General features: G+C 64.1%; 21 protein-coding genes and 1 pseudogene. 14 read left to right on the top strand and 8 right to left on the bottom strand.

Translation table 11 applies throughout. The annotated features are described in order from the left end of the window. Positions 1-107: 107 nt before the first annotated feature. On the top strand, positions 108-1,277 hold the full coding sequence (locus tag DCM80_RS05900; RefSeq protein ID WP_257196148.1) for a M20 aminoacylase family protein: 1,170 nt from the start codon (positions 108-110) through the stop codon (positions 1,275-1,277). A gap of 212 nt (positions 1,278-1,489) precedes the next feature. Here the strand turns inward: DCM80_RS05900 and DCM80_RS05905 are convergent, their stop codons facing one another. Beyond that, positions 1,490-3,397, bottom strand: coding sequence for an acyl-CoA synthetase (locus DCM80_RS05905; RefSeq protein ID WP_257196149.1), 1,908 nt, complete (start codon positions 3,395-3,397; stop codon positions 1,490-1,492). Between the two features lie 250 nt (positions 3,398-3,647). Between DCM80_RS05905 and DCM80_RS05910 the strand changes: the two genes are divergently transcribed. From DCM80_RS05910 to DCM80_RS05950, 9 genes are all read left to right on the top strand, one after another. Next, positions 3,648-4,727 (top strand): preprotein translocase subunit SecD, encoded by a 1,080-nt coding sequence (locus tag DCM80_RS05910; protein WP_257196150.1) that lies wholly within the window; start codon positions 3,648-3,650, stop codon positions 4,725-4,727. Between the two features lie 250 nt (positions 4,728-4,977). Next, on the top strand, positions 4,978-5,784 hold the full coding sequence (locus DCM80_RS05915; RefSeq protein ID WP_028137350.1) for a Crp/Fnr family transcriptional regulator: 807 nt from the start codon (positions 4,978-4,980) through the stop codon (positions 5,782-5,784). A 151-nt stretch (positions 5,785-5,935) separates the two neighbouring features. Then, entirely contained in the window at positions 5,936-6,733 is a 798-nt protein-coding gene (murI, locus tag DCM80_RS05920; protein WP_257196151.1) for a glutamate racemase, read from the top strand. Between the two features lie 61 nt (positions 6,734-6,794). Then, complete coding sequence (locus DCM80_RS05925) at positions 6,795-7,568, top strand: HpcH/HpaI aldolase/citrate lyase family protein (protein WP_257196152.1); 774 nt, start codon at positions 6,795-6,797, stop codon at positions 7,566-7,568. 284 nt (positions 7,569-7,852) lie between these two features. Continuing rightward, the gene (locus DCM80_RS05930; RefSeq protein WP_257196153.1) at positions 7,853-8,620 is read left to right on the top strand and encodes an acyltransferase; all 768 of its coding nucleotides are present in this window, start codon (positions 7,853-7,855) and stop codon (positions 8,618-8,620) included. Between the two features lie 199 nt (positions 8,621-8,819). After that, positions 8,820-9,437, top strand: coding sequence for a 30S ribosomal protein S4 (rpsD, locus tag DCM80_RS05935; protein ID WP_028137354.1), 618 nt, complete (start codon positions 8,820-8,822; stop codon positions 9,435-9,437). Positions 9,438-9,505: 68 nt separating this feature from the next. Next, a complete protein-coding gene (locus tag DCM80_RS05940) occupies positions 9,506-9,721 on the top strand; it encodes a hypothetical protein (RefSeq protein WP_049820196.1) in 216 nt (71 codons plus the stop codon). Beyond that, positions 9,714-9,965, top strand: a complete 252-nt coding sequence (locus tag DCM80_RS05945; protein ID WP_257196154.1) for a type II toxin-antitoxin system RelE/ParE family toxin — start codon at positions 9,714-9,716, stop codon at positions 9,963-9,965. The genes DCM80_RS05940 and DCM80_RS05945 overlap by 8 nt, the downstream gene beginning before the upstream one ends. Positions 9,966-9,981: 16 nt before the next feature. Further along, positions 9,982-11,049: a low specificity L-threonine aldolase gene (locus DCM80_RS05950; protein WP_257196155.1), complete on the top strand. Its 1,068-nt coding sequence runs from the start codon at positions 9,982-9,984 to the stop codon at positions 11,047-11,049. Between the two features lie 99 nt (positions 11,050-11,148). Here DCM80_RS05950 and DCM80_RS05955 read toward each other — a convergent pair whose 3' ends face one another. The 4 genes and pseudogenes from DCM80_RS05955 to grxD form a co-directional block, all read right to left on the bottom strand. Continuing rightward, positions 11,149-12,414 carry a serine hydrolase gene (locus DCM80_RS05955; RefSeq protein ID WP_257196156.1) on the bottom strand — a complete coding sequence of 422 codons (1,266 nt, stop codon included), beginning with the start codon at positions 12,412-12,414 and terminating at the stop codon, positions 11,149-11,151. After that, the gene (locus DCM80_RS05960; RefSeq protein ID WP_257196157.1) at positions 12,395-13,681 is read right to left on the bottom strand and encodes a serine hydrolase; all 1,287 of its coding nucleotides are present in this window, start codon (positions 13,679-13,681) and stop codon (positions 12,395-12,397) included. Before DCM80_RS05960 ends, DCM80_RS05955 begins: the two co-directional genes overlap by 20 nt. 45 nt (positions 13,682-13,726) lie before the next feature. After that, a pseudogene (locus DCM80_RS05965) lies at positions 13,727-14,282 on the bottom strand (O-acetyl-ADP-ribose deacetylase). Then, entirely contained in the window at positions 14,282-14,608 is a 327-nt protein-coding gene (gene grxD, locus DCM80_RS05970) for a Grx4 family monothiol glutaredoxin (protein WP_080140390.1), read from the bottom strand. Before grxD ends, DCM80_RS05965 begins: the two are co-directional and overlap by 1 nt. A 240-nt stretch (positions 14,609-14,848) precedes the next feature. On the opposite strand from grxD, the gene egtB reads away from it, so the two are divergent. Both egtB and egtD read left to right on the top strand, forming a co-directional pair. Next, entirely contained in the window at positions 14,849-16,144 is a 1,296-nt protein-coding gene (gene egtB / locus DCM80_RS05975; RefSeq protein WP_257196158.1) for an ergothioneine biosynthesis protein EgtB, read from the top strand. Between the two features lie 53 nt (positions 16,145-16,197). Continuing rightward, positions 16,198-17,169, top strand: a complete 972-nt coding sequence (egtD, locus tag DCM80_RS05980; RefSeq protein WP_257196159.1) for an L-histidine N(alpha)-methyltransferase — start codon at positions 16,198-16,200, stop codon at positions 17,167-17,169. Between the two features lie 229 nt (positions 17,170-17,398). Here the strand turns inward: egtD and DCM80_RS05985 are convergent, their stop codons facing one another. Then, the gene (locus tag DCM80_RS05985) at positions 17,399-18,592 is read right to left on the bottom strand and encodes a low temperature requirement protein A (protein WP_257196160.1); all 1,194 of its coding nucleotides are present in this window, start codon (positions 18,590-18,592) and stop codon (positions 17,399-17,401) included. 23 nt (positions 18,593-18,615) lie between these two features. Beyond that, a complete protein-coding gene (locus DCM80_RS05990) occupies positions 18,616-18,870 on the bottom strand; it encodes a BolA/IbaG family iron-sulfur metabolism protein (protein ID WP_028137365.1) in 255 nt (84 codons plus the stop codon). Between the two features lie 196 nt (positions 18,871-19,066). Here DCM80_RS05990 and DCM80_RS05995 point away from each other — a divergent pair, with 196 nt between their 5' ends. Continuing rightward, entirely contained in the window at positions 19,067-19,426 is a 360-nt protein-coding gene (locus DCM80_RS05995; RefSeq protein ID WP_257196161.1) for a DUF427 domain-containing protein, read from the top strand. 58 nt (positions 19,427-19,484) lie between these two features. On the opposite strand, the gene DCM80_RS06000 is transcribed toward DCM80_RS05995, so the two are convergent. Further along, positions 19,485-19,658, bottom strand: a complete 174-nt coding sequence (locus tag DCM80_RS06000) for a DUF1328 domain-containing protein (protein ID WP_007612121.1) — start codon at positions 19,656-19,658, stop codon at positions 19,485-19,487. Between the two features lie 168 nt (positions 19,659-19,826). On the opposite strand from DCM80_RS06000, the gene DCM80_RS06005 reads away from it, so the two are divergent. After that, a complete protein-coding gene (locus DCM80_RS06005) occupies positions 19,827-21,014 on the top strand; it encodes an acyltransferase (RefSeq protein WP_257196162.1) in 1,188 nt (395 codons plus the stop codon). Positions 21,015-21,072: the final 58 nt, after the last annotated feature.

Consider the following 21,072-nt stretch of genomic DNA (forward strand, 5'->3'; position numbering starts at 1 on the left):
CAGTCCGCGGGGCGTAACCCACCTCTTTCGCTCACGCGGAGACAAACAGTGGTGGGTTACGCTACGCTAACCCACCCTACAAACGACGACAAAGAAACGGATCCCCCATGCCCATCGTCAACCGCGTTGCCGCTCTCTCCGACGAAATGGCCGCCTGGCGCCATGACTTCCACGAGAACCCCGAGCTGCTCTACGAAGTCCACCGCACCGCCGGCATCGTCGCCGATCGCTTGCGCGAATTCGGCTGCGACGAGGTGGTGACCGGCATCGGCCGCACCGGCGTGGTCGGGGTGATCCGCGGCCGCAAGTCCGCCTCAGGCAAGACCATCGGCCTGCGCGCCGACATGGACGCGCTGCCGATCATGGAAACGTCGGGTGTGCCCTACGCCTCGAAAGTCCCTGGCAAGATGCACGCCTGCGGCCATGACGGCCACACCGCGATGCTGCTCGGCGCCGCAAAGTACCTGACCGAAACGCGCAATTTCGACGGCACGGCAATCATGATCTTCCAGCCCGCCGAGGAAGGCGGCGGCGGCGGCAAGGCCATGGTCGAGGACGGGCTGATGACGCGCTGGAACATCCAGGAAGTCTACGGCATGCACAACATGCCGGGCCTGCCGGAGGGCCATTTCGCCACCACGCCCGGTGCAATGCTCGCCTCCTCCGACAACATCCAGATCACGGTCCACGGCAAGGGCGGCCACGCCGGCGCCGGCCCGCACAAATCCGTCGACAGCGTGCTGATCGGCTCGCAGATCGTGAATGCGCTGCAATCGATCGTGGCGCGCAACGTCGATCCGCTCAAGTCCGCCGTCATCTCGATCACGCAATTCCACTCCGGCACGGCCTTCAACATCATTCCGGAGATCGCCGAGCTCGGCGGCACCGTGCGCACGCTCGACCCTGAAGTGCGCGATCTCGTCGAACGCCGCATCGGCGAAGTCGCCGAGAGCGTCGCCCGCGCCTATGGCGGCTCGGCCGAGACCAAATATACGCGGATGTACCCGGTGACCATGAACCATGCCCGCGAGGCCGGCCTTGCCGCCGACGTCGCCCGCGACATCGTCGGTGCCGACCGCGTCAACGACAAGTTCATTCCGATGATGGGCGCCGAGGACTTCTCCTTCATGCTGGAGGCGCGTCCCGGCGCGATGGTGCTGGTCGGCATGGGCGACGGCAACGAGTGCCACCACCCGGCGTATGTGTTCAACGACAACATCCTGGGCCACGGCGCCTCGTTCTGGGCGCGCCTGGTCGAGACGCGGATGCCGGCGTAGAAAATATCTGGGACGCAGATCTCGGAGAGTGGGCAAAGCGAAGCGTGCCCACCAGTTCTCTCAACCATACAGAGATCGTGGGCACGGCGCGTTGCGCCTTTGCCCACCCTACGAATGCGAAGCTTGTAGCCGGGTGAGCGAAGCGACTGCCGGGACAGCTGGCTTCCCGGATATCGCTTTCGCTCATCCGGGCGACAATCCAGCGCAAGCACCTACTTCTGCACCACCTCGTGCCGCATCACGAACGGCGCGAGCAGCGTGTGCACCTCGGCCGCAATCGTCTCGCGCTGATCCGGCGGCAGGCCGACAAGCGTGACGGTCGCGATCGAGCCGTGGCTGCCATGGGCGCCGACCTTGACCCTGCAATCGATGCCGCGCTCGACCAGCGGCGCTAGCACTTTGGCGAATACGCGCTCCGCCGCGTCCCAGCGCAGTTGCGGCTTGAACACCTTGCCGACGCCCGTCACGGGCATCGGATCGATCGGAATCACCTGCACCGGGACGGCGGCGCGCTCCGGCGTGCGCTCGCGCACCCACGATTCCAATTCGCCCGGCTCGACCTTGGCGCCCGGCTTCAGCTGCACATATCCCACGGGCAATTCGCCGGCATAGGCGTCGGGCTGGCCGACCACGGCGGCAAAGCCGACCGCGGGATGGCGGAACATGATCTCCTCGATCGGCGCCGGATCGATGTTGTGACCGCCCCGGATCACGAGGTCCTTGGCGCGGCCGGTGATCCAGAGATAGCCGTCGGCATCGAGGCGGCCGAGATCACCGGAATTGACCCAGACCTCGTCGACGAAGGCACCCTTGTTGTGCTCGTCGTTGAGATAGCCGCTGAACACGCCCGGCCCGGCCATGATGACCACGCCGATCTCGTCCGGCTTGCAGTCGCGGATCAGGCGGCCGTCGGCGTCCAGCTGCACGATGCGCACGCGCGAATAAGGCATCGGCAAGCCGACCGAGCCGAGCCGGATCGGTCGCGCCGGATAAGCCAGCGTGTGCACGCTCGAGGTCTCGGTCATGCCGTAGACCTCGACCACCGGCAACTTCAGCTTGTCCTGGATCGCCGAGCCGACGGCGACGGGGATCGCCGAGCCGCCGCCGGCCGCATATTTCAGGCTGGAAATATCCGCATTGCCGGGCGGCACCGCGAGCGTCGCAGCCAGCACCGTCGGCACGCTCGACAGCGCCTCGGGCTTGTAGCGCTCGACCAGTCCCCAGATATTCTTCACCGCATTCGGATTGCGCCAGCCGCCCGGCGACAGCACGACCAGCGAGCCCCCGCCCGACAGCGTCGTCAGCACCTGTGTCAGCGAGCCTCCGACGTGAAACAGCGGCATGCCGAACAGCAGATTGACGCCGGGCCTTCCCTTCAGCAGCAGATTGAGCGCCCAGGCCTGATAGACCTGGTTGGCATGGGTGTGCCGCACCAGCTTCGGCGTGCCGGTGGTGCCGCCGGTGTGAAAATAGGCTGCGATGTCACGGCCGAGAATCTTGCGCCCGCTGACGAGCCGGTCGGACGGCTGCTGCTTGATCAGGTCGCCAAAGGCGAAGATGCCCTTGTCAGGATCGCCGCCGCCGAACACCTGCACGATCGCCTTGAGGTGCTTGAGCTGCGGGCGGATCTGCTCGACCTTCTGCCAGATGTCGGTGCCCGGCATCGGCCCGAGCGCCACCAGGATCTTGGTGTTCGCAGCTTCCAGGATTTCCGCGATCTGGTGCGGCTCCAGCAGCGGATTGACGGGATTGGCGATGCCGGCGGCCTCCGCACCGAACAGCGTCACGAAAGCATCGGGCACCAGCGGCAGCATGAAGCTGATGACGTCGCCCTTTTCCGCGCCGAGCGCGTGAAACATGTTGGCAGCCTGCGTGACGCGCGCGATGAAATCGCGGTACGTGACCACGGCCGGCGTGTCGGCGGGATCGGCATTCTGCAGGAACTGAATCGCCGCGCCGTCGGGGTTACGCTCGGCACCCAGCTTGATGGCATCATAGGTGCTCTCGGCCGCAATGCGCTCTGCGTAAGGGACCTGCTCGAAAGCGCGGACGTCCGCGTCCGTCAAAAGTTCCGGATAGTCGTTGCCGATAAGCCGATCGAGCGCATGGATGCCCGCCATGGAATTCCGTCCTCCCTCAGATGCATGTCCCCCGCCCGCTGTCTTTTGACATCTTGTTCGGCGAGGCCTCGACCAATGGCCGGTCGAGCGAGCGCAGAATGATGGATGATTTGCCGTTCGTCCATGGCCTTACCCGCTGCGGCGGCGGGCCTCGATCGACACCGGAATTGAACCTTCACACCCAATCCCGGGACCAAGAACTGGCGTCGGATTCGCCGGCCAGCGTCCTGCCGCAAGACTTGAGGTGATCATGCCTAGGCATCGGAGCAAGTTCATCACCGCCCTCGGCTTAGCGCTCGCCATGGCAGCGGCGATCGCCATGCCGGGCGCGGCGTCGGCCGACGCCCAGCTCGACAAGATGCGAGTCAAGGTCGCGGCTTTCATTGCCGACAAGATGGAGAAGCTGGGCGGATCGCGCATCGTCTATCGGGTGGACGCCGACGGCTTGCGCGTGGCAGCCGTCGCGGATCTGCGCGACGACGTCTACAAGATCCTGCGCGAGGGCCGGATCGCCTTCTCCGGCCTCGTGATCCGCGACGGCGGCGTCGAGGTGAATATCCGCGAGGCGAAGGGCCGCGAACAGCTCACACGCAAGCTCGCCTCGGCAGCGGAGGGGTTGCCAACGCACGCGCTCACCGTCAGCGGCAGTGGCGACGGACCGGTCAGGCTGGCGCCGACCGAGGCCGCATCCGCCGCTCGGCTGCACGAATTGGTCGACGATTGCATCGCCATGATCGAGCAGCGCCTCAAGGACGCCGGCGTCACGCTCGCCAGCGTCCAGCCCGAGGGCGCAGATCGCATCCGTATCTTCCTGCCTGGTACGACCGAGCCCGAGCGCATCACCGCGATCTTCGCCAGGAAGGTCAAGGTCAGCTTCCGCCAGGTCGACCTCTCGATGCCTGCCGAGCAGGCGCAGCGGGGCGCGCCGCCGGACGGCACGGAAGTTCTGCTCGGCTTCAAGGACAACCAACCCTACCTCGTCGCCAAGCACAGCGCGCTCGACGGGGACGACATCAGCTCCGCAGGTCCGGGATTCGCAATCGGCACGAACGAGCCCATCGCCTCGTTCCGCTTCAACGGCCGCGGCACGCGGCGCTTCGCCCACATCACCAGCGAGAACGTCGGCAAGCCCTTCGCCATCGTGCTCGACGACAAGGTGATCTCCGCCCCCGTGATCCGCGAGCCGATCACCGGCGGCTCGGGCCAGATCTCCGGAAACCTGACGCTGGAAGAAGCCAACAGCGTCGCCATGATGCTCCGGGCCGCTTCGCTGCCGGGGCGCCTTGGCCTCGTCGAGCAGCAGGTCGTGCAGCCCGCCACGAAGCCGTAGGCCGAAGCTCGTCCGGCGCCCCCCGCCTGGGGTGCATTTACCCTCCGCGACGCCGCCTCCCGGTCCGAATCACGGCCGCCACGGCCTGATGGGCAACCGACGGGCAATTGCCGAAAGCCCCGATCGGGCTAGAATTTGCCTCTTGCGACATGGCGGCCGAAGGCTTCATTTCAGCCGGCCGTCATCCGATTTCGGCTATAGGTGTCGAGCACACCGACCAGGACTGAAGGCCTTACGCGGGGTTAGTACCATGCCGTCCGGCAGCGCAGACATTTCCTCGATCCTCGACCGCATTCTCGACGCGGCCACGGACAATCTCAGGATCGCGAAGATCCTGGTTCAGATGGGCCTCGATCCCAACGACGTCACCTACGACGCGATCTTCAACCGGCTGCTGGAAATCTTCGTCAGCAACATCACGCTGGCCAATATGTTCGCCGTGGTCGGGGCGGTCTTCTTTGTCGCCACGCTCTTGATGCGGACGATGGTGCCGCTGCGCGTCGCCAACATGGTCGGCTGCGCGTTCTTTGCCATCTTCGGCGCACTCTCTGCCAACGTCGCAACGTTCCTGCTCTACCTGCTGATGCTTCCGATCAACGCCCTGCGCCTCCGGCAGATGCTCAAGCTGGTCAAGAAGGCGCGCCATGCCGCCGAAGGCGACATGTCGATCGAATGGCTGAAGCCGTTCATGACCGAGCGCCGATATCGCCGTGGCGACACGCTGTTCAAGCTGGGCGATCCCGCGAAGGAGATGCTCCTTACGGTCACCGGCAAGTTCCTGGTCAAGGAGATCAACGTCGAGATTGGGCCCGGGGCGCTGATGGGCGAGCTCGGCTTCCTCACGCCCGACAACCGGCGCACCGGAACGATTCAATGCATCGAAGACGGCCAGGTGCTGACGATCACCTATGACCGGCTGCTCGAGATCTACTTCCAGGATCCGCAGTTCGGCTATTACTTCCTGGTGCTGACCAGCCAGCGCCTCCTGCAGAACATCGATCGCCTGCAGAAGCAGCTGGCCACGGAACGGGCCGCCACGACCAACAGGATCGCGTGAACGTGGGCAGCCCACGCCGGGCCGCATCATGTCGGTCCCGGAATTCTGCGGATGCCGCTGGTACCTGGCTCCCCTGCCATGACGCCGAGCGGCCCCGCCGCAAAACCGCCCCAAAAACCGAATGGTAACCATGGCGCCCTAAGGTGACGACGTGACCCATTCTCCGACCATCCTGGTGTTCGATTCCGGCCTTGGCGGGCTCACGGTGCTCCGTGAGGTCGTGGCCGCGCGCCCGGAAGCGGACTTTGTCTACGTCGCCGACGACGCCTTCTTCCCCTACGGCCACCACGGCGAGGACGAGATCATCGCCCGCGTCGTGCCGCTGATGGGGGAGCTGATCGGCACGCACGACCCTGATATCGTCGTCATCGCCTGCAACACCGCGTCCACCCTGGTCCTGTCGCACTTGCGCGCCGCTTATTCCGTGCCGTTCGTCGGCACCGTGCCGGCGATCAAGCCGGCCTGCGCGCGGTCGAGGACCCGCCGCGTCTCGGTGCTCGGCACCAAGGGCACGGTGAGGCGCGAATACACCAAAGCTCTGATCCGCGATTTCGCGCAAGGCTGCGAGGTGACGCTGGTCGGCTCGCCCGAACTCGCCTCGCTCGCCGAGGCCGCGCTCGGCGGCGCTTCCGTCAGCGACGGCGACATCCTGGCCGAGCTCGCGCCCTGCTTCGTCGGCGATACCGCGGATGCCGGCGCACGCACCGACACCGTCGTGCTCGCCTGCACGCATTATCCGCTGCTGCTCGACCGGCTGAAACGGCTGGCGCCCTGGCCGGTGGACTGGATCGATCCCGCGCCGGCGATCGCCCGGCGCGTCTCCGACTTGCTCGGTCCGCGCAGCGCAGACATCGCACAGGCCGGCGCCGAGATGATCTTCACCTCGAACCGCGTGCACGGCCTTTCGGCCACGCTGACGCCGTTCTTCGGCGGACGCGCGCTGGCCTGACTTTCCGCCTCGGCGCCGCGCTGCTACGTTTTGCCGTCGTCCCCAAGCTGCAGGTCTTTCGATGTCGGTCCCGTCCACGCCACTCAACCGTCTCCGCCAATTGTGGAGCGAGGGCCGCCCCGCCTTCGGTGCGATCGCGACCATCCCGAGCGTGCAGATGGTGCAGATCATGGCGCGCTCGCTCGATTGGATCATCGTCGATCTCGAGCACGGCCCGATCGGATTGACCGAAGCGCATGCGATGATCGCCGCCACCACGGGCACGCCGTGCACGCCCCTGGTGCGGATCGCGGCGAACGAACCGTGGCTTGCGAAGGCGCCGATGGACATCGGCGCCTTCGGCATCAACTTCCCGATGATCACCAGCCGCGCGGACGCCGAGAAGGCGGTGCGCAGCGTGCGCTATCCGCCGCGCGGCGACCGGCTCTGGGGCCCGTTCCACGCCCCGTTCCGGTGGGGCCAGTCGATGCCGGACTACATGGCCAGCGCCGACGACGAGATGATCTGCATGGTCACCATCGAGCATGTCGATGCCGTCACCCGCATCGACGAGATCATGGCGACGCCCGGCATCGACGTCGCGGTAATCGGCCCCGGCGATCTCGCCACGTCCATTAACAAGCGCGGCCAGATGGACGACCCGGAGCTGCTGGAGCTGATCGCGCGCGCCGAGGCCGGCATCCTCAGAAGCGGCGTGCCGATCGGCGGCGTCGCCCGCACCGCAGATCAGGCCAACGCCCTGATCGACCGCGGCTACCGTGCAATCGCGCTCGGCTTCGACTGGTCTCTATTCCAGCGCGGCATCATGGCGGCGTTCGAGGGAATCAAGCTCTGAATAGCGGCAACGAGGGTGATCGGCCTTGCCGGAACCGCGGGCGCTGCCGGGATGCGCAGTTCAGAAGAAACAGGCTCGAGCGACTTTGCGCGAATGACGCCAAGACTCAATGCAACAAGTCATTGAAAATGATATAGATTTTTGTCACTACCAAGCCGGCAGCGCCGCCAGCGCCGTGATGCGGCGAACCGGCCGCCCCCAAGCGGGTTGGTTCATGCTAGAGCGAGCGGGCGGGCCCCGCTCGCTGCACATATTTTGAGCTTTGATTTGGAAGCGAAAGACCAATGCGCGGGACGCCCAAAACCATATCGCTGCGGCGTCGCCTGATCTGCGACCTGATGCATGCCTCGATGGGCGTGCCTTTCGTTTCACTCTCCCGCTCGCTCAATATCCGTCCCCTGCTTGAGGCCCGCGCACGCGCAACGGCACCTGCCGGTTGGGCCGCGATGTTCGTCAAGGCTTTCGCCCTGGTTGCGCGGGACGAGCCGATCCTGCGCACTGTCTACGTCAAATGGCCTTGGCCGGGCCTCTACGAGCTGCCGAAAAGCGTCGCGACGGTCGCGATCGCGCGGGTGGACGATGGCGAGGAATGCGTGCTGCCCCAACGAATTGCGGCTCCCGAGGCCCTTTCACTGGCAGCGATCGACGCCGAGATCCGGCGCGGCAAGACGGCCCCGATCGAGGACGTCCCGATGTTCCGCAAGATCATGCGGGCGACCCGCCTGCCGCTGCCGCTGCGCCGCTTGTCCTGGGCGATCGGCCTGAATTTCGGCCGGCAGCGCGGCAATTGGTTCGGTAGCTTTGGGATCAGCTCGGTGGCCGCCTATGGCGGCGGTGAGCTTCATCCGATCACACCCGGCCCCTTTGTCGTCAGCTATGGGGTGGTCGAGCCCGACCAGACTATCCATGTCGTGATCCGCTGGGATCACCGGGTCACGGACGCTGCTCCGATCGCCCGGGTCCTGACCCGGCTGGAACAGGTGCTGAACACTGAAATCGCTGCTGAATTGGGGGCGGCCGGAGCCAAGCCGATCCGGGCGTTAAGAACCTGATTCTGGGTCCATTCGCATTGACAGCGAGCCCCAAACTCCCCTAAAAGCCGCCTGCTCGCGGGCCGATTTCGGCCCGCGAAGCGTTTCGCGACCCGTGGTCCACTCCCTTAAGCTTTGGGGATCGGGCCTGTCGGTGCCGGGCCTAGGTCCGTCACACAGGAGGGCGCGTTTCCTCAAACCATGACCTGAAGAGGACGCGATGACTAAGCGCAGTGAGGCGAAGTACAAGATTGATCGCCGTATGGGCCAGAACATCTGGGGCCGCCCGAAGAGCCCCGTGAACCGTCGTGAATACGGCCCCGGCCAGCACGGCCAGCGCCGCAAGGGCAAGCTCTCCGACTTCGGCGTGCAGCTGCGTGCCAAGCAGAAGCTGAAGGGCTACTACGCCAACATCAGCGAGCGCCAGTTCCACGGCATCTATGTCGAGGCGAGCCGCCTCAAGGGTGACACCGGCGAGAACCTGATCGGCCTCCTGGAGCGTCGTCTCGACGCGGTCGTGTACCGCGCCAAGTTCGTCTCCACGATCTTCGCCGCACGCCAGTTCATCAACCACGGCCACATCAAGGTGAATGGCCGCAAGGTCAACATCTCGAGCTACCAGCTCAAGGTCGGCGACGTCGTCGAGGTCAAGGAAGCTTCCAAGCAGCTCGCCCACGTGCTCGAAGCCAGCCAGCTCCCCGAGCGCGACACGCCCGACTATCTCGAAGTCGACCACGGCAAGATGACCGCCAAGTACATCCGGATTCCTGGCCTCTCCGACGTGCCGTTCCCGGTGCAGATGGAGCCCCATCTGGTCGTCGAATTCTATTCGCGCTGATATCTTCGCGATCCATTGCTCAAAGGCCCCGGTTTCCGGGGCCTTTTTATTGTGATAACCTGGTTTCGATGTCCCAGACGACCGACCAGCTCGCCAACATCACCCCATCGGCAACGCCTTCCGAGGCGGAGCTTGAAGCATGGGCCAAGCTGCCCCGTGACGAGCAAGTCCGCCGATATCAGGCACTGTTCGCCCAGCCTGATTGCAACAACTTCACCTCGGACACGCCGGACGACATCCTCGCTGCCGCGCGCCAACGTGTTGCTCAGCGCCGCCATGGCTGAGTATCGGCTATCGGAGCGCACCCGAGCCGACCTGATCGCCATCTACGACTTCACCGAGAGCCGGTTCGGCAAATATCAGGCTGAAGCTTATTACGCGGGTCTTGTCCGTTCCTTCGGACTTCTTGCCGACTTTCCCCTGAGCGGCCAGCAAGTGGATGAACTCGCGGCCAGCCCGACCACGTCGAAATCCGCGCCATTCTTCACGGCGCACAAGACATCAGACCGCAATTGTTCGACTAGATGAAATGACGAGATCAGCCATGCTCTACACCCCTCCCCCTGTTGACCCCAAGGCGCCGCCGGTGCGCATCAATCTGCTCTCGGACACGCAGACCAGGCCGACGCTCGGGATGCGCGAGGCCATGGCGCGCGCGGAGGTCGGGGACGAGCAGGTTGGCGATGATCCGACCGTGAACGCGCTGTGCGAGCGCGTGGCCGATCTGCTCGGCAAGGAGGCGGCGGTCTACATGCCGTCGGGCACCATGTGCAACGTCACCGCGACGCTGGTGCATTGCCGCCCCGGCGACGAGATCCTCGCCCACGAGACCGCGCATATCATCGCCCGCGAAGGCGGTGCGCATGCGGCGATCGGCGGCTTCCAGGTGACGCAGTTGAAGGGACCAGACGGCCAGTTCACGCCAGAGACCTTTCGCAAGGCGCTGCACCCGCGCACGCGCTACCAGCCGCCGCAGACCGTCGTCAGCGTCGAGCAGACCGCAAATATCGGCGGCGGCACGATCTGGAAGAAGGCCGCGCTCGACGAGATCGTGGCGATCGCCAGGCAGCACGGCCTCGTCACCCACATGGATGGCGCGCGCCTGCTCAACGCCACCGTCGCCAGCGGCATCTCCCCGCGCGACATGACGGCAGGCTGGGATTCGGCCTGGATCGATTTCTCCAAGGGCCTGGGCGCGCCGATCGGCGGCGTGCTCGCGGGCTCGCGCGCCTTCATCGATGCGGTCTGGCAGTGGAAGCAGCGCCTCGGCGGCTCGATGCGCCAGGCCGGCATTTGCGCCGCCGCCTGCATCTACGCGCTCGACCATCATGTCGAGCGCCTGGCCGACGACCATGCCAATGCGCGCGCGCTCGCCCGCGGTCTGTCGCAGATCGCAGGGATCGAGGTCCAGGAGCCCGAGACCAACCTCGTCTTCTTCAAGCCCGACGGCGCCGGCATTGCCGGCGACAAGATGGTCGCAGCGCTGCGCCTGCGCGGCGTCACGCTTGCGATGATGGACGGACGCATCCGCGCCTGCACCCATCTCGACGTCAATGCGGCCCAAATCGAGGAGACGATTGGATATGTCCGCGAGATCGTACGCGGCGCCTAAGCATGATCCGGAAAGCCGCGAAGCGGTTTTCCGGAAGGATCATGCGTAAACATCACCTAAAGCGCGATGACGGTTCATCCAAATCTCATCGCGCTTTGGTCAGCGTTCCATCGCCTCATAGACCAGCCGCTTCAGCTCGTCCTGGATCAGACCCCGCTGCGAAGGCGACTGCATCATGCAGATGACGAACATGTCGTCGGCAGGGTCGATGAAGAAGAAGGTGCCGCCGACGCCATCCCAGCGATATTCGCCTGCGGGCAGCAGCGGCTTCGCGTGCGTGCGAACGGCAAAGCCAAGACCAAAGCTGCTGTCGGAGCCCGGAAAATAGAATTCCGGATCTCTCGCGATCCCATTGGCTCCGTCGAGCTGGTCCGACGCCATCAGCGCCACGGTCTCGCGCTTGAGATAGCGGCGACCTTCGAGCTCGCCGCCATTGAGCAGCATCTGTGCAAAACGTGCATAGTCGCCGATGGTACCGACCATGCCCGCACCACCGGATTCCCAGCGACGCGGCGCGGTCGCCTCGATGATGCCGGCGACCGGACGGTCGAACCAGTCGCCGGGCAAGGGTTCGGCGATCAGCGGCCGCCTGGCATGGTCGGCGACGAAGAACGCCGTATCCCGCATGCCGAGGGGATCGAGCAGCCGCTCCTTCTCGAACTGATAGAGCGACCGGCCCGAGGCCGCCTCGATCACCCGGCCCAGCACGTCGGTGGAATGGCCATAGTCCCACAGCGTCCCCGGCTGCTCGGCCAAGGGCAATCGCGCGAGCCGCTCGGCGAATTGCGCATTGTCGGGATCGCCGTCGAACAGGCCGGCTTCCGTATAGAGCCTGCGGACGGGACTGCTGCCGTAGAAGCCATAGGTGATGCCGGACGTATGCCGGAGCAGATCGCGCACCGTGATCGGTCGCGCCAGCGGCTGGAGGGCCAGCTTGCCGTCTGCTTGCGGGACGCCGACCTGCACATCGGCGAAGGCCGGAACGTATCTCGCGACGGGGTCATCGAGAGCGAGCTTGCCGTCGTCGACCAGCATCATCGCCGCCACCGAGGTGATCGGCTTCGACATCGAATAGAGACGGAAGATGGTGTCGTCCGTCATTGGCTGCGCCGTCGCGACGTTGCGCTGGCCGAACTTGCGGTAGAGTACGGGCTTGCCGTGCTGCTGGATCAGAAGGATCGCGCCGGGAATCCTGCCGGCGGCGACCGCCTCGTCGAGCACCGCATTGACGCGCGCAAGTCCCGCCCTCGAGAAACTGGGGCCAGCCGGCGCTTCAGCACGAAGCTGGCTCGCCGCGCCGGCCAGCAGGACAAAGGCGGCGGCGAGGACGATCCGAACGAACGCCTCACTTCTCCATGGCTTCATAGACCAGCTGCTTCAGGGTTCGCTGCACGCGCTGGCGCTCGCTCGGGGTCTGCTCCAGCAGCAGGAAGAACATGTCCTGCTTGCGATCAACCACCAAATAGCAACCGCTGGCGCCGTCCCATTTCAATTCCCCGAGATCGCCGGGCGGCGGAGGTTTGGCATTACCCGGATCGGTGCGCACGGCAAACCCAAGTCCCATGCCAAAACCGTCACCGGGAAAATAGAAGTAGTCCCGCTCAACGCCGGAGTCCTTGCCGGCATGGTCCGATGCCATCAGCTCAAACGTCTGCGGGCTGAGATAGGTCTTGCCCTCGAACGTTCCTCCATTGACCAGCATCTGCGCAAAGCGGGAAAAGTCCGCCATGGTCGAAACCATGCCGCCGCTGGCGGATTCCCACTTCTGGCGAACCTCAGTCCTGTACTCGCGGCCGACCCGGAAATTGCTGTCGTTCGGTAGCGGCTGGGCGAGCCGTTTCAGCCTCTCCGGTTCGGTGACGAAGAAGCCTGTATCGGTCATACCGAGCGGATCGAGCAGCTTTTCCTTCTCGAGTTCGAACAATGTCTTCCCGGACACGATTTCCATGATCCGTGCCAGAATGTCAGTGGAATGGCCGTACTGCCAGAGTGCGCCGGGTTGATTGTGCAGCGGCAACTTGGCGATCCGCTCGGCGAACTCGGCGAGATCGAATTCGCCCGCGTAGATGTTAGCGTCGCGATAGGCCTTGCGAACCAGACTATCGCCGTAGAAACCGTAGGTTATCCCGGAGGTATGGCGCATCAGATCGAGAATGGTGATGGGCCGGGCCAGTGGTACCAGCTCAAGCGTCTTGGTGCCGTCCTCGGCCTTCTTCTCCTCACCGACCTTCACATTTGCAAAGGAGGGAATGTATTTCGAAACGGGATCGTCGAGCTTGATCTTTCCGTCCTGGATCAGTTGCATCGCCACAACGGAGGTGATCACCTTGGTTAGCGACGACAGGCGGAAGATGGTCTTGTCGGTGATCGGCGCCTTGCTGACGACGTCCTGCACGCCGAAGACCTCGTGATAGACCGGCTTGCCATGCTGCTGGATCAGCACGTTCGCACCGGCGATCTTGCCGGTCGCGACCTCGTTCTTGAAGAACTCGGTGATCTTGGCGAGCTTGTCCTGGTTGAAGCGCGCGCCGGCCGGTATCTCGTAGGTGCCCTCCGCCCGCGCCGGCGATATCGCGCCAAGCGACACCAGCACGCCGCAAGCCAGCGCATATAACCCAGATCGTGAAATCATATCCCCTCCCGGAACATGGTCCGGCGGAGTGTACCGGCGGCGCCATCAGGCACAAGGGCTGCCATGTCGCGCGAGCGCCCCGGCATGAAGCTTGGCGCTCGGCTCGGAGAAGCAACAGAACACCACGCGTGCAACGGAGGGAGATGCAGAGAGCCCTTCGATCACCGTGCGCACGGCGATATTTGCGGCTCGATCGGCAGGAAAGCGATAAATACCGGTCGAAATCGCCGGAAACGCCACCGAGGTCAGCTCGTGCGTCCCGCACAGCTCCATGGAGCACCGATAGCAGGAGGCGAGCAGATCGTCCTCGCCAAACCTGCCGCCATTCCAGACCGGCCCGACGGTGTGGATCACATGGGCGGCCTTGAGCCGGTAGCCGTTGGTGATCTTGGCATCGCCGGTCTTGCAGCCGTGGAGCAGGCGGCATTCGACGACCAGATCGGGCCCGGCAGCCCGATGGATGGCGCCGTCCACGCCGCCCCCCGCCAAGGAGCGACGTGTTGGCGGCGTTGACGATGGCGTCAACGCTCAAGGTGGTGATGTCGGCAACGATGACCTCGAGCTCGGCGCCGCCAATCCGGCGCGTCAGCCGGTCATTCATCAGGCCGCGACGACGACGCCCTTCTCGGAGAAGAGCTGCTGCAATTCGCCGGCCTGGAACATCTCGCGGACGATGTCGCAGCCCCCGACGAACTCACCCTTCACATAGAGCTGCGGAATGGTCGGCCAGTTCGAATATTCCTTGATTCCGTTGCGGAGCTCGGCGGATTCGAGGACGTTGAGGCCCTTATAGCCGACGCCGATATGGTCGAGGATCTGGACGACCTGGCCCGAGAAACCGCACTGCGGAAATTGCGGCGTACCCTTCATGAACAGAACCACGTCGTTCGACTTCACTTCGTTGTCGATGAATTCCGCGATGCTCATATCCGTGTCCTTCTGGGGCAGAGCCCTCACCAATATCCCTCGGGCCGGCTCAGCCGATCTAACCCGATACCTGTCTATATATGTAGCCCAAACCGTTGTGCATCCAAAGTAAAATGGCGGCCAAAGGTCCCCAGCGACCGGTTTGGCCGGGGCCGGGCCCATAGGCTGACGACATCAATATCATCGCCGAAGAGGACTTTCATACCGTAACGGAGCCCCTATCTAGGACGAACCTCGGTTGTGGAACCGGGCAACGCCAACAACGTTCTCTTGTCCTGTCTGGAGAAAAACGTGACGAAACCAGCCTCCGCCACGGCCGCCGCCCCGCTTTCGTCACTGTCCGGTCCGGGCGGCCTCGCCCAGACGCTGCAGGACGCGTTCGTTGCCGTCCGCAACGAGACTGAACGCCGGGCAGCGCCGCTCTCGCCGGAGGACCAGCAGATCCAGTCCATGCCCGATGCGAGCCCGGCGAAATGGCATCGGGCGCATACCACTTGGTTCTGGGAGCAGTTCCTGCTCGGCGAGCACGCCGCAGGTTATCGGCCCTTCCACCCCGATTTCGCGTTCCTGTTCAATTCCTATTACGTCAGCGCCGGCCCGCGTCATGCGCGCAATCATCGCGGCGACATCACCCGTCCCAGCGCCGATCAGGTCGGCGCCTATCGCAAATATGTCGATGCGGCCGTGGTCAAATTCTTCCGCGAGGCCGGCGCGGACAAGCTTCGCGAGATCGCGCCGCTGGTGGAGGTCGGCCTAAACCACGAGCAGCAGCATCAGGAATTGATGTTCACCGACATCCTGCACGCATTTGCGCAGAACCCGGTCTATCCGGCCTACGATCCGGACTGGCGCTTTCCCTCGGCGACGCGCACCGGCGATGAATGGCTGCAACTCAACGAGGGCATCCACACCGTCGGCCATGTCGACGGCGGTTTCCATTTCGACAATGAGAAGCCCGCCCATCGCGCCCTCGTGGGCCCGGTCAAGCTGGCACGCAATCTCGTCACCAACGGCGAGTGGCTCGCCTTCATGCGCGACGGCGGCTACCGGACCGCGACGTTGTGGCTGATGGACGGCTTTGCCGCGGCCAGCAAGGACGACTGGCAAGCTCCGGGCCATTGGCGCGAGGTCGATGGCGCATGGCAGGTCATGACGCTCGCCGGCCTCAAGCCGGTCAATCCCGACGCGCCGGTCTGCCACGTCAGCTATTACGAGGCCGACGCCTTCGCGCGCTGGGCCGGAAAGCATCTGCCGACCGAAATGGAATGGGAGGTCGCAGCGCGCACCGGCCAGCTCAACGACGCCTTCGGCATCGTCTGGCAATGGACGCGATCGTCCTACTCACCCTATCCCGGCTACCGCGCCATCGAAGGCGCGCTCGGCGAATACAATGGCAAGTTCATGGTCAACCAATTGGTGCTGCGCGGCTCCTCGCTCGCAACGCCGGAAGGCCATAGCCGTATCACTTATCGGAACTTCTTCTATCCGCACCACCGCTGGCAGTTCACGGGACTGCGGCTCGCCGACTACGAGTAGGCATTCTTATCCGACGACAAATGCGCGCCGGACAGCGCGTTCAGGAGAGTATCATGAATGTGCACGCCAGCGCTTTGGCCGAAGCCCATCTTCCCGACGAGCAGACCACCGCCTTCGCCCGCGAGGCCATCGCGGACCTGTCGCAGCAGCCGAAGAAACTGTCGCCGAAATATTTCTACGACGCGACCGGCTCGGAGCTGTTCGAGGCGATCACGAAGCTGCCGGAATATTATCCGACGCGCACCGAGCTTGCGATCCTGAGGGAGCGCGGCAGCGAGATCGCAAAGATCATCCCGGAGCACGCCGCCCTGGTCGAGTTCGGCGCCGGCGCGACCACCAAGGTCCGCCTGTTGCTGAACCATTGCAGGTTCGCGGCCTATGTCCCCGTCGACATCTCCGGCGACTTCCTGAAGGCGCAGGCGAACGGCCTGAAGCGGGATTTTCCCTCGCTCGGCATCTATCCGGTCGCGGCCGATTTCACCACGCCGTTCGAGCTGCCAAAGCAGGTCGCGTCCATGCCGAAGGTCGGCTTCTTCCCGGGCTCGACCATCGGCAATTTCGAGCCGCAGGAAGCCCAGGCCTTCCTGAACAGCGCCCGCAAGATTCTGGGCCGGGGTGCGCAGATGATCATCGGCGCCGATCTCGAGAAGGACGAGCGCGTGCTGTATGATGCCTACAACGATGCCGCCGGCGTCACCGCGCGCTTCAACCTCAACGTTCTCGTGCGCATCAACCGCGAGCTCGGGGGCAATTTCGATCTGTCCGCCTTCAGCCATCGCGCGATCTACAATCGCGAGCGGCACCGCATCGAGATGCACCTGATCAGCAAGAAGAGCCAGACCGTGCGCCTGCTCGGCACCAGCTTCTCGTTCCGCGCCGGCGAGAGCATCCACACCGAGAACAGCTACAAATACAGCATTGCGCGTTTTGCTGAGCTGGCGCAAGGCGCCGGCTGGCGCGTGCGCGAGAGCTGGACGGATGCGGCCGCGATGTTCTCGGTGCACGCGCTGGAGGTTGCGGAGTAACCTTCCACTTCCCGCTATCTCGGAGTGCTTTCCTGCGGCACATCCTTCGAGACGCCCGCTTTAGGCGGGCTCCTCAGGATGAGGCCGGAGTGCGCGGCAGCAGTGTCCACGCACTTCGGCGCTGATTAGCCTCATCCTGAGGAGACCGCGAAGCGGGCGTCTCGAAGGACGAGGCGTGCGCTCAGACGCTCCACAAGACTAACTACCATGCCGACGAGCGGCCGAGGGCTCAGTGCTCCCGGACCTCCTCCGGTGCCGCTCCCAACGATACCGACTCCCATACCGCGACCACGATCATGATCGCGGTCGTCGCGACCGATAGCCAGAGCGGCGAGAGGTCTGACGCGAACCAGCTCAGCACCAGCAGCAGCGCGATCCCGACGCCGTGCGAGAGCTGGAGGAAGCCGCGGATCGCGTGCTTGAACAGAATGGTGCCGACCAGGAATACCAGGGGCCCACCGATCGTGCTGACGATCGTGCGCATGTCGGAATGTCCGGCCGGGTGTTTCAGCACCAATTCGTCCGACACGGCCGTCAGGATGATGCCGGCGACGATCGGCGTGTGCAGGTAGGTGTAGGCGAGCCGCGCCAGCCGGCCGGATTCGGCGGATTTCGAGATCCGCTCGGAGCCGGCCTCGGCGCCCTTGTGAAAATAGACCCACCACATCGCGATGGCGCCGATCAGCGCCGAGACGAAAGCGAGGATGTTGCTCGCGGTCCATTCCAGCTCGGCGAATGTTGCGCCGTTGACGATGATGGCTTCGCCGAGCGCGATGATGACGAAGAGAGAGCAGCGCTCGGCCATGTGCGCGCCTTCGACGGCCCAGGCCTCGACCGACGAGAAGCCCAGCTTCGGCACCCAGAACCGTGCGGCCGGCGCGATATATTCCCAGCTCACCGCCGCGATCCACAGCCATAGCCGCGTGTCTCCACCGGACAGACCGCCGGCAATCCACAACACGGCGGAGACCGAGAACCAGGTCAGGATGCGGATCGCATTGTGTCGCACTGCGGACCGGTGATGCGGGGTCGCAAACATCCAGAACGCGGTCCGTCCGACCTGCAGGGTCACGTAGGCGATCGCAAACCACAGGCCGCGTCCCTCGAACGCAGTCGGGATCGTGGTCGACAGCACGAGGCCGCCCAGCATCATGGCAAAAAGCAGGATGCGGACCGGCGTCAGCTCCGGATTGAGCCAATTGGTGACCCAGGCGGTGAAGACCCACACCCACCACACCGCCAGGAACAGCACCATGACGTGCACCGCGCCTAGCGGCGTGAAATGGTGCAGCAGCGTGTGCGAAATCTGCGTGACGGCGAAGACAAAGACGAGGTCGAAGAACAGCTCGACAAAAGTGACGCGGCTGTGCTGGTTCGGTCCGGTGACGCGAAACATCGCGCCGCGAGGATTGTCCGCAGCCATCGTCATCCCCCGCTAAACTTGGATCAGGTGCCGGGTGCCCCGGGCCCGCCAGGCACCCCGGTCTGCAGCGCCAGCGCGTGCAGCACGCCGCCCATCTGGCCGCGCAGGGACTGATAGACGATCTGGTGCTGCTGGACGCGGGACTTGCCGCGGAAGGATTCCGAGATCACGGTCGCGGCGTAATGGTCGCCATCGCCGGCGAGGTCTCGGATGGTCACCTCGGCATCGGGGATTGCTGCCTTGATCATCGCCTCGATATCGTGGGCGTCCATGGGCATTCGGGTCGTGCTCCTTGTCTCGGCTGCGAATCAGCCTCGTCGTCGAATCGCTGCCGGGGTCCCCGGCCCGGCAGGGCCAAACTTAGCGTGAACGGCCTTCTAGGTCACGCTTTCCGGCACTATATCCCTGATCGCATCAGGATAAAGGCACGACAAAGTGCCGCGCGTGGCAGATCGATCGAAAAGGCGTGACATCATGAAGCTTCCAGGGCCCGACCACCCCATCACCATCACCGCAAATCCCCGGCGTGTCCGCGTCACGGCTGGCGACATCGTGATCGCCGAGACCGACAAGGCGCTGACCCTGAGGGAAGCCAAATATCCGGCGGTGCAATATGTGCCGCGCCAGGATGCCAACATGGCCCTGCTCGAGCGCACTGAGCGCACCACCCATTGCCCCTACAAGGGCGATGCCAATTATTACAGCGTCAAGGCCAACGGCAAGACGCTCGACAACGCGATCTGGACCTACGAGACGCCCTTCCCCGCCATGGCGGAGATCTCCGGCCATCTGGCGTTCTATCCCGACAAGGTGAAGATCGAGGAAGTGGGGTAGTTTGGGATGCCGTTCCGGGGCGATGCGAAGCATCGAACCCGGAATGACGAGGGAAGAGCTACGCCCTGAAAATCGTCAGCCCGAGGATCAGCAACACTAGGAAGATCACGACGAACACGTAGAACAGGAAGCGGGCGATATCGGCGGAGGCTGCTGAGATGCCGGTGAAGCCGAGCACGCCGGCCACGATCGAAACAAGTAGGAAGATCAGCGCCCATTTCAGGATCGTCATCGCCAGCTCCGCAATCGGTGGCCGCTCGTCTGCGGCCCTTCCACGCCCTCTTTCGCAGACGCTAACATCGCGGAGCGGAGCTGGTTCCTCATCCTGCTGAAACGAGCTTGCTGAAACCGGTTCCCGGCGGCACAGTCCCGCCGGGAGCAAGAGCGCGGGGCGACCATAATGACGATGTCACATTCAGCGACGATCGGCGCGGAGGTGCAGGCCGCGCCGAAGAGCAAGGTGCGCAATTTGGCGATTGATCGCGCCCGCACCTTCCTCACTTTGGTGGTGCTGCTGCATCACGCAGTGATTCCCTATACCTATTTCGGCCATACCGATCCGAGTTATTTCTTCGGCTTCGACATGGTCGTGCTCGCCACCGACAGCTTCTTCATGGCGATGTTCTTCTTCCTGTCGGGGCTGTTCGCCTGGTCCGGCATCGCCCGGAAGGGAATCCGGAGCTATCTGGCAGACCGCCTGCTTCGGCTTGGCCTACCCTTCGCGATCTGCGCCTTAACGGTCATTCCGGTCGCCTATTACGCGATCTCCCTGCGGCAAGATCCCGAGATCGGGTTTTCGGAATTCTGGTGGAATATGGTCACGAAGGGCCCGTGGCCGAGCGGGCCGATCTGGTTCCTGTGGGTCTTGTTCGCCTTCGACCTGGTTGCCTGCCTTTTGTACCGTTTGTCACCCAATCTGCTCGATCCGATCAATCGCCTCTCGCTGCATGGTCGCCGCCGGCCCGCCGTGTTCTTCGCGGTCATGCTGGCCGTCACCGCGGCGTTTTACATTCCCGGGCTGGTTCGCTACGGACACAGCAGCTGGTTCGAGTTCGGGCCATTCTCGGTCCAGCACGGGCGCGTGATGCTGTACGCGACCTATTTCTTTTTTGGTGCCGGCATCGGCGTTGCGCAAATGGATCGTGGGCTGCTCGCCGTCGATGGCCGCATGGCAAAGGTGAGCTGGGACTGGATGGTCCTGGCGATCGTTCCGTATTGCCTGTTGTGGGGACTGATCTTCATCAAGCGCGAAATACTGGGCAATCCGTCGCCGTTGCCGGACTGGTATGAAGCGCTCTATGCCATCTGCTTCACTGTCTTCAGCGTGGCCATCATGTTTCTGATCCTGGCCCTGTTCCAGAGATTCAAGCAATCAGGCTCAGCCATGCTGCTCGATCCGATGCAGGGCGACGCGTTCGGCATGTTTCTGGTGCACTATCCGATCGCACTGTGGCTGCAATATTGGCTGTTCGATTATGATCTGCCGGCGATCGTCAAGGCCGCGATCGGGTTTGTACTGACTGTCGCAGCGAGTTGGGCGCTGACGCGAGCCTTGCGGCAGATCCCGGGCGCGTCGAAGGTGTTGTGAGGCCAGGCCTCTCGTCACTGTGAAATCCGTAGTCCGGATGGAGCGCCGCGCAATCCGG

The sequence above is a fragment of the Bradyrhizobium sp. WBOS08 genome (assembly GCF_024585125.1).
GTDB classification, from domain to species: domain Bacteria; phylum Pseudomonadota; class Alphaproteobacteria; order Rhizobiales; family Xanthobacteraceae; genus Bradyrhizobium; species Bradyrhizobium japonicum_B.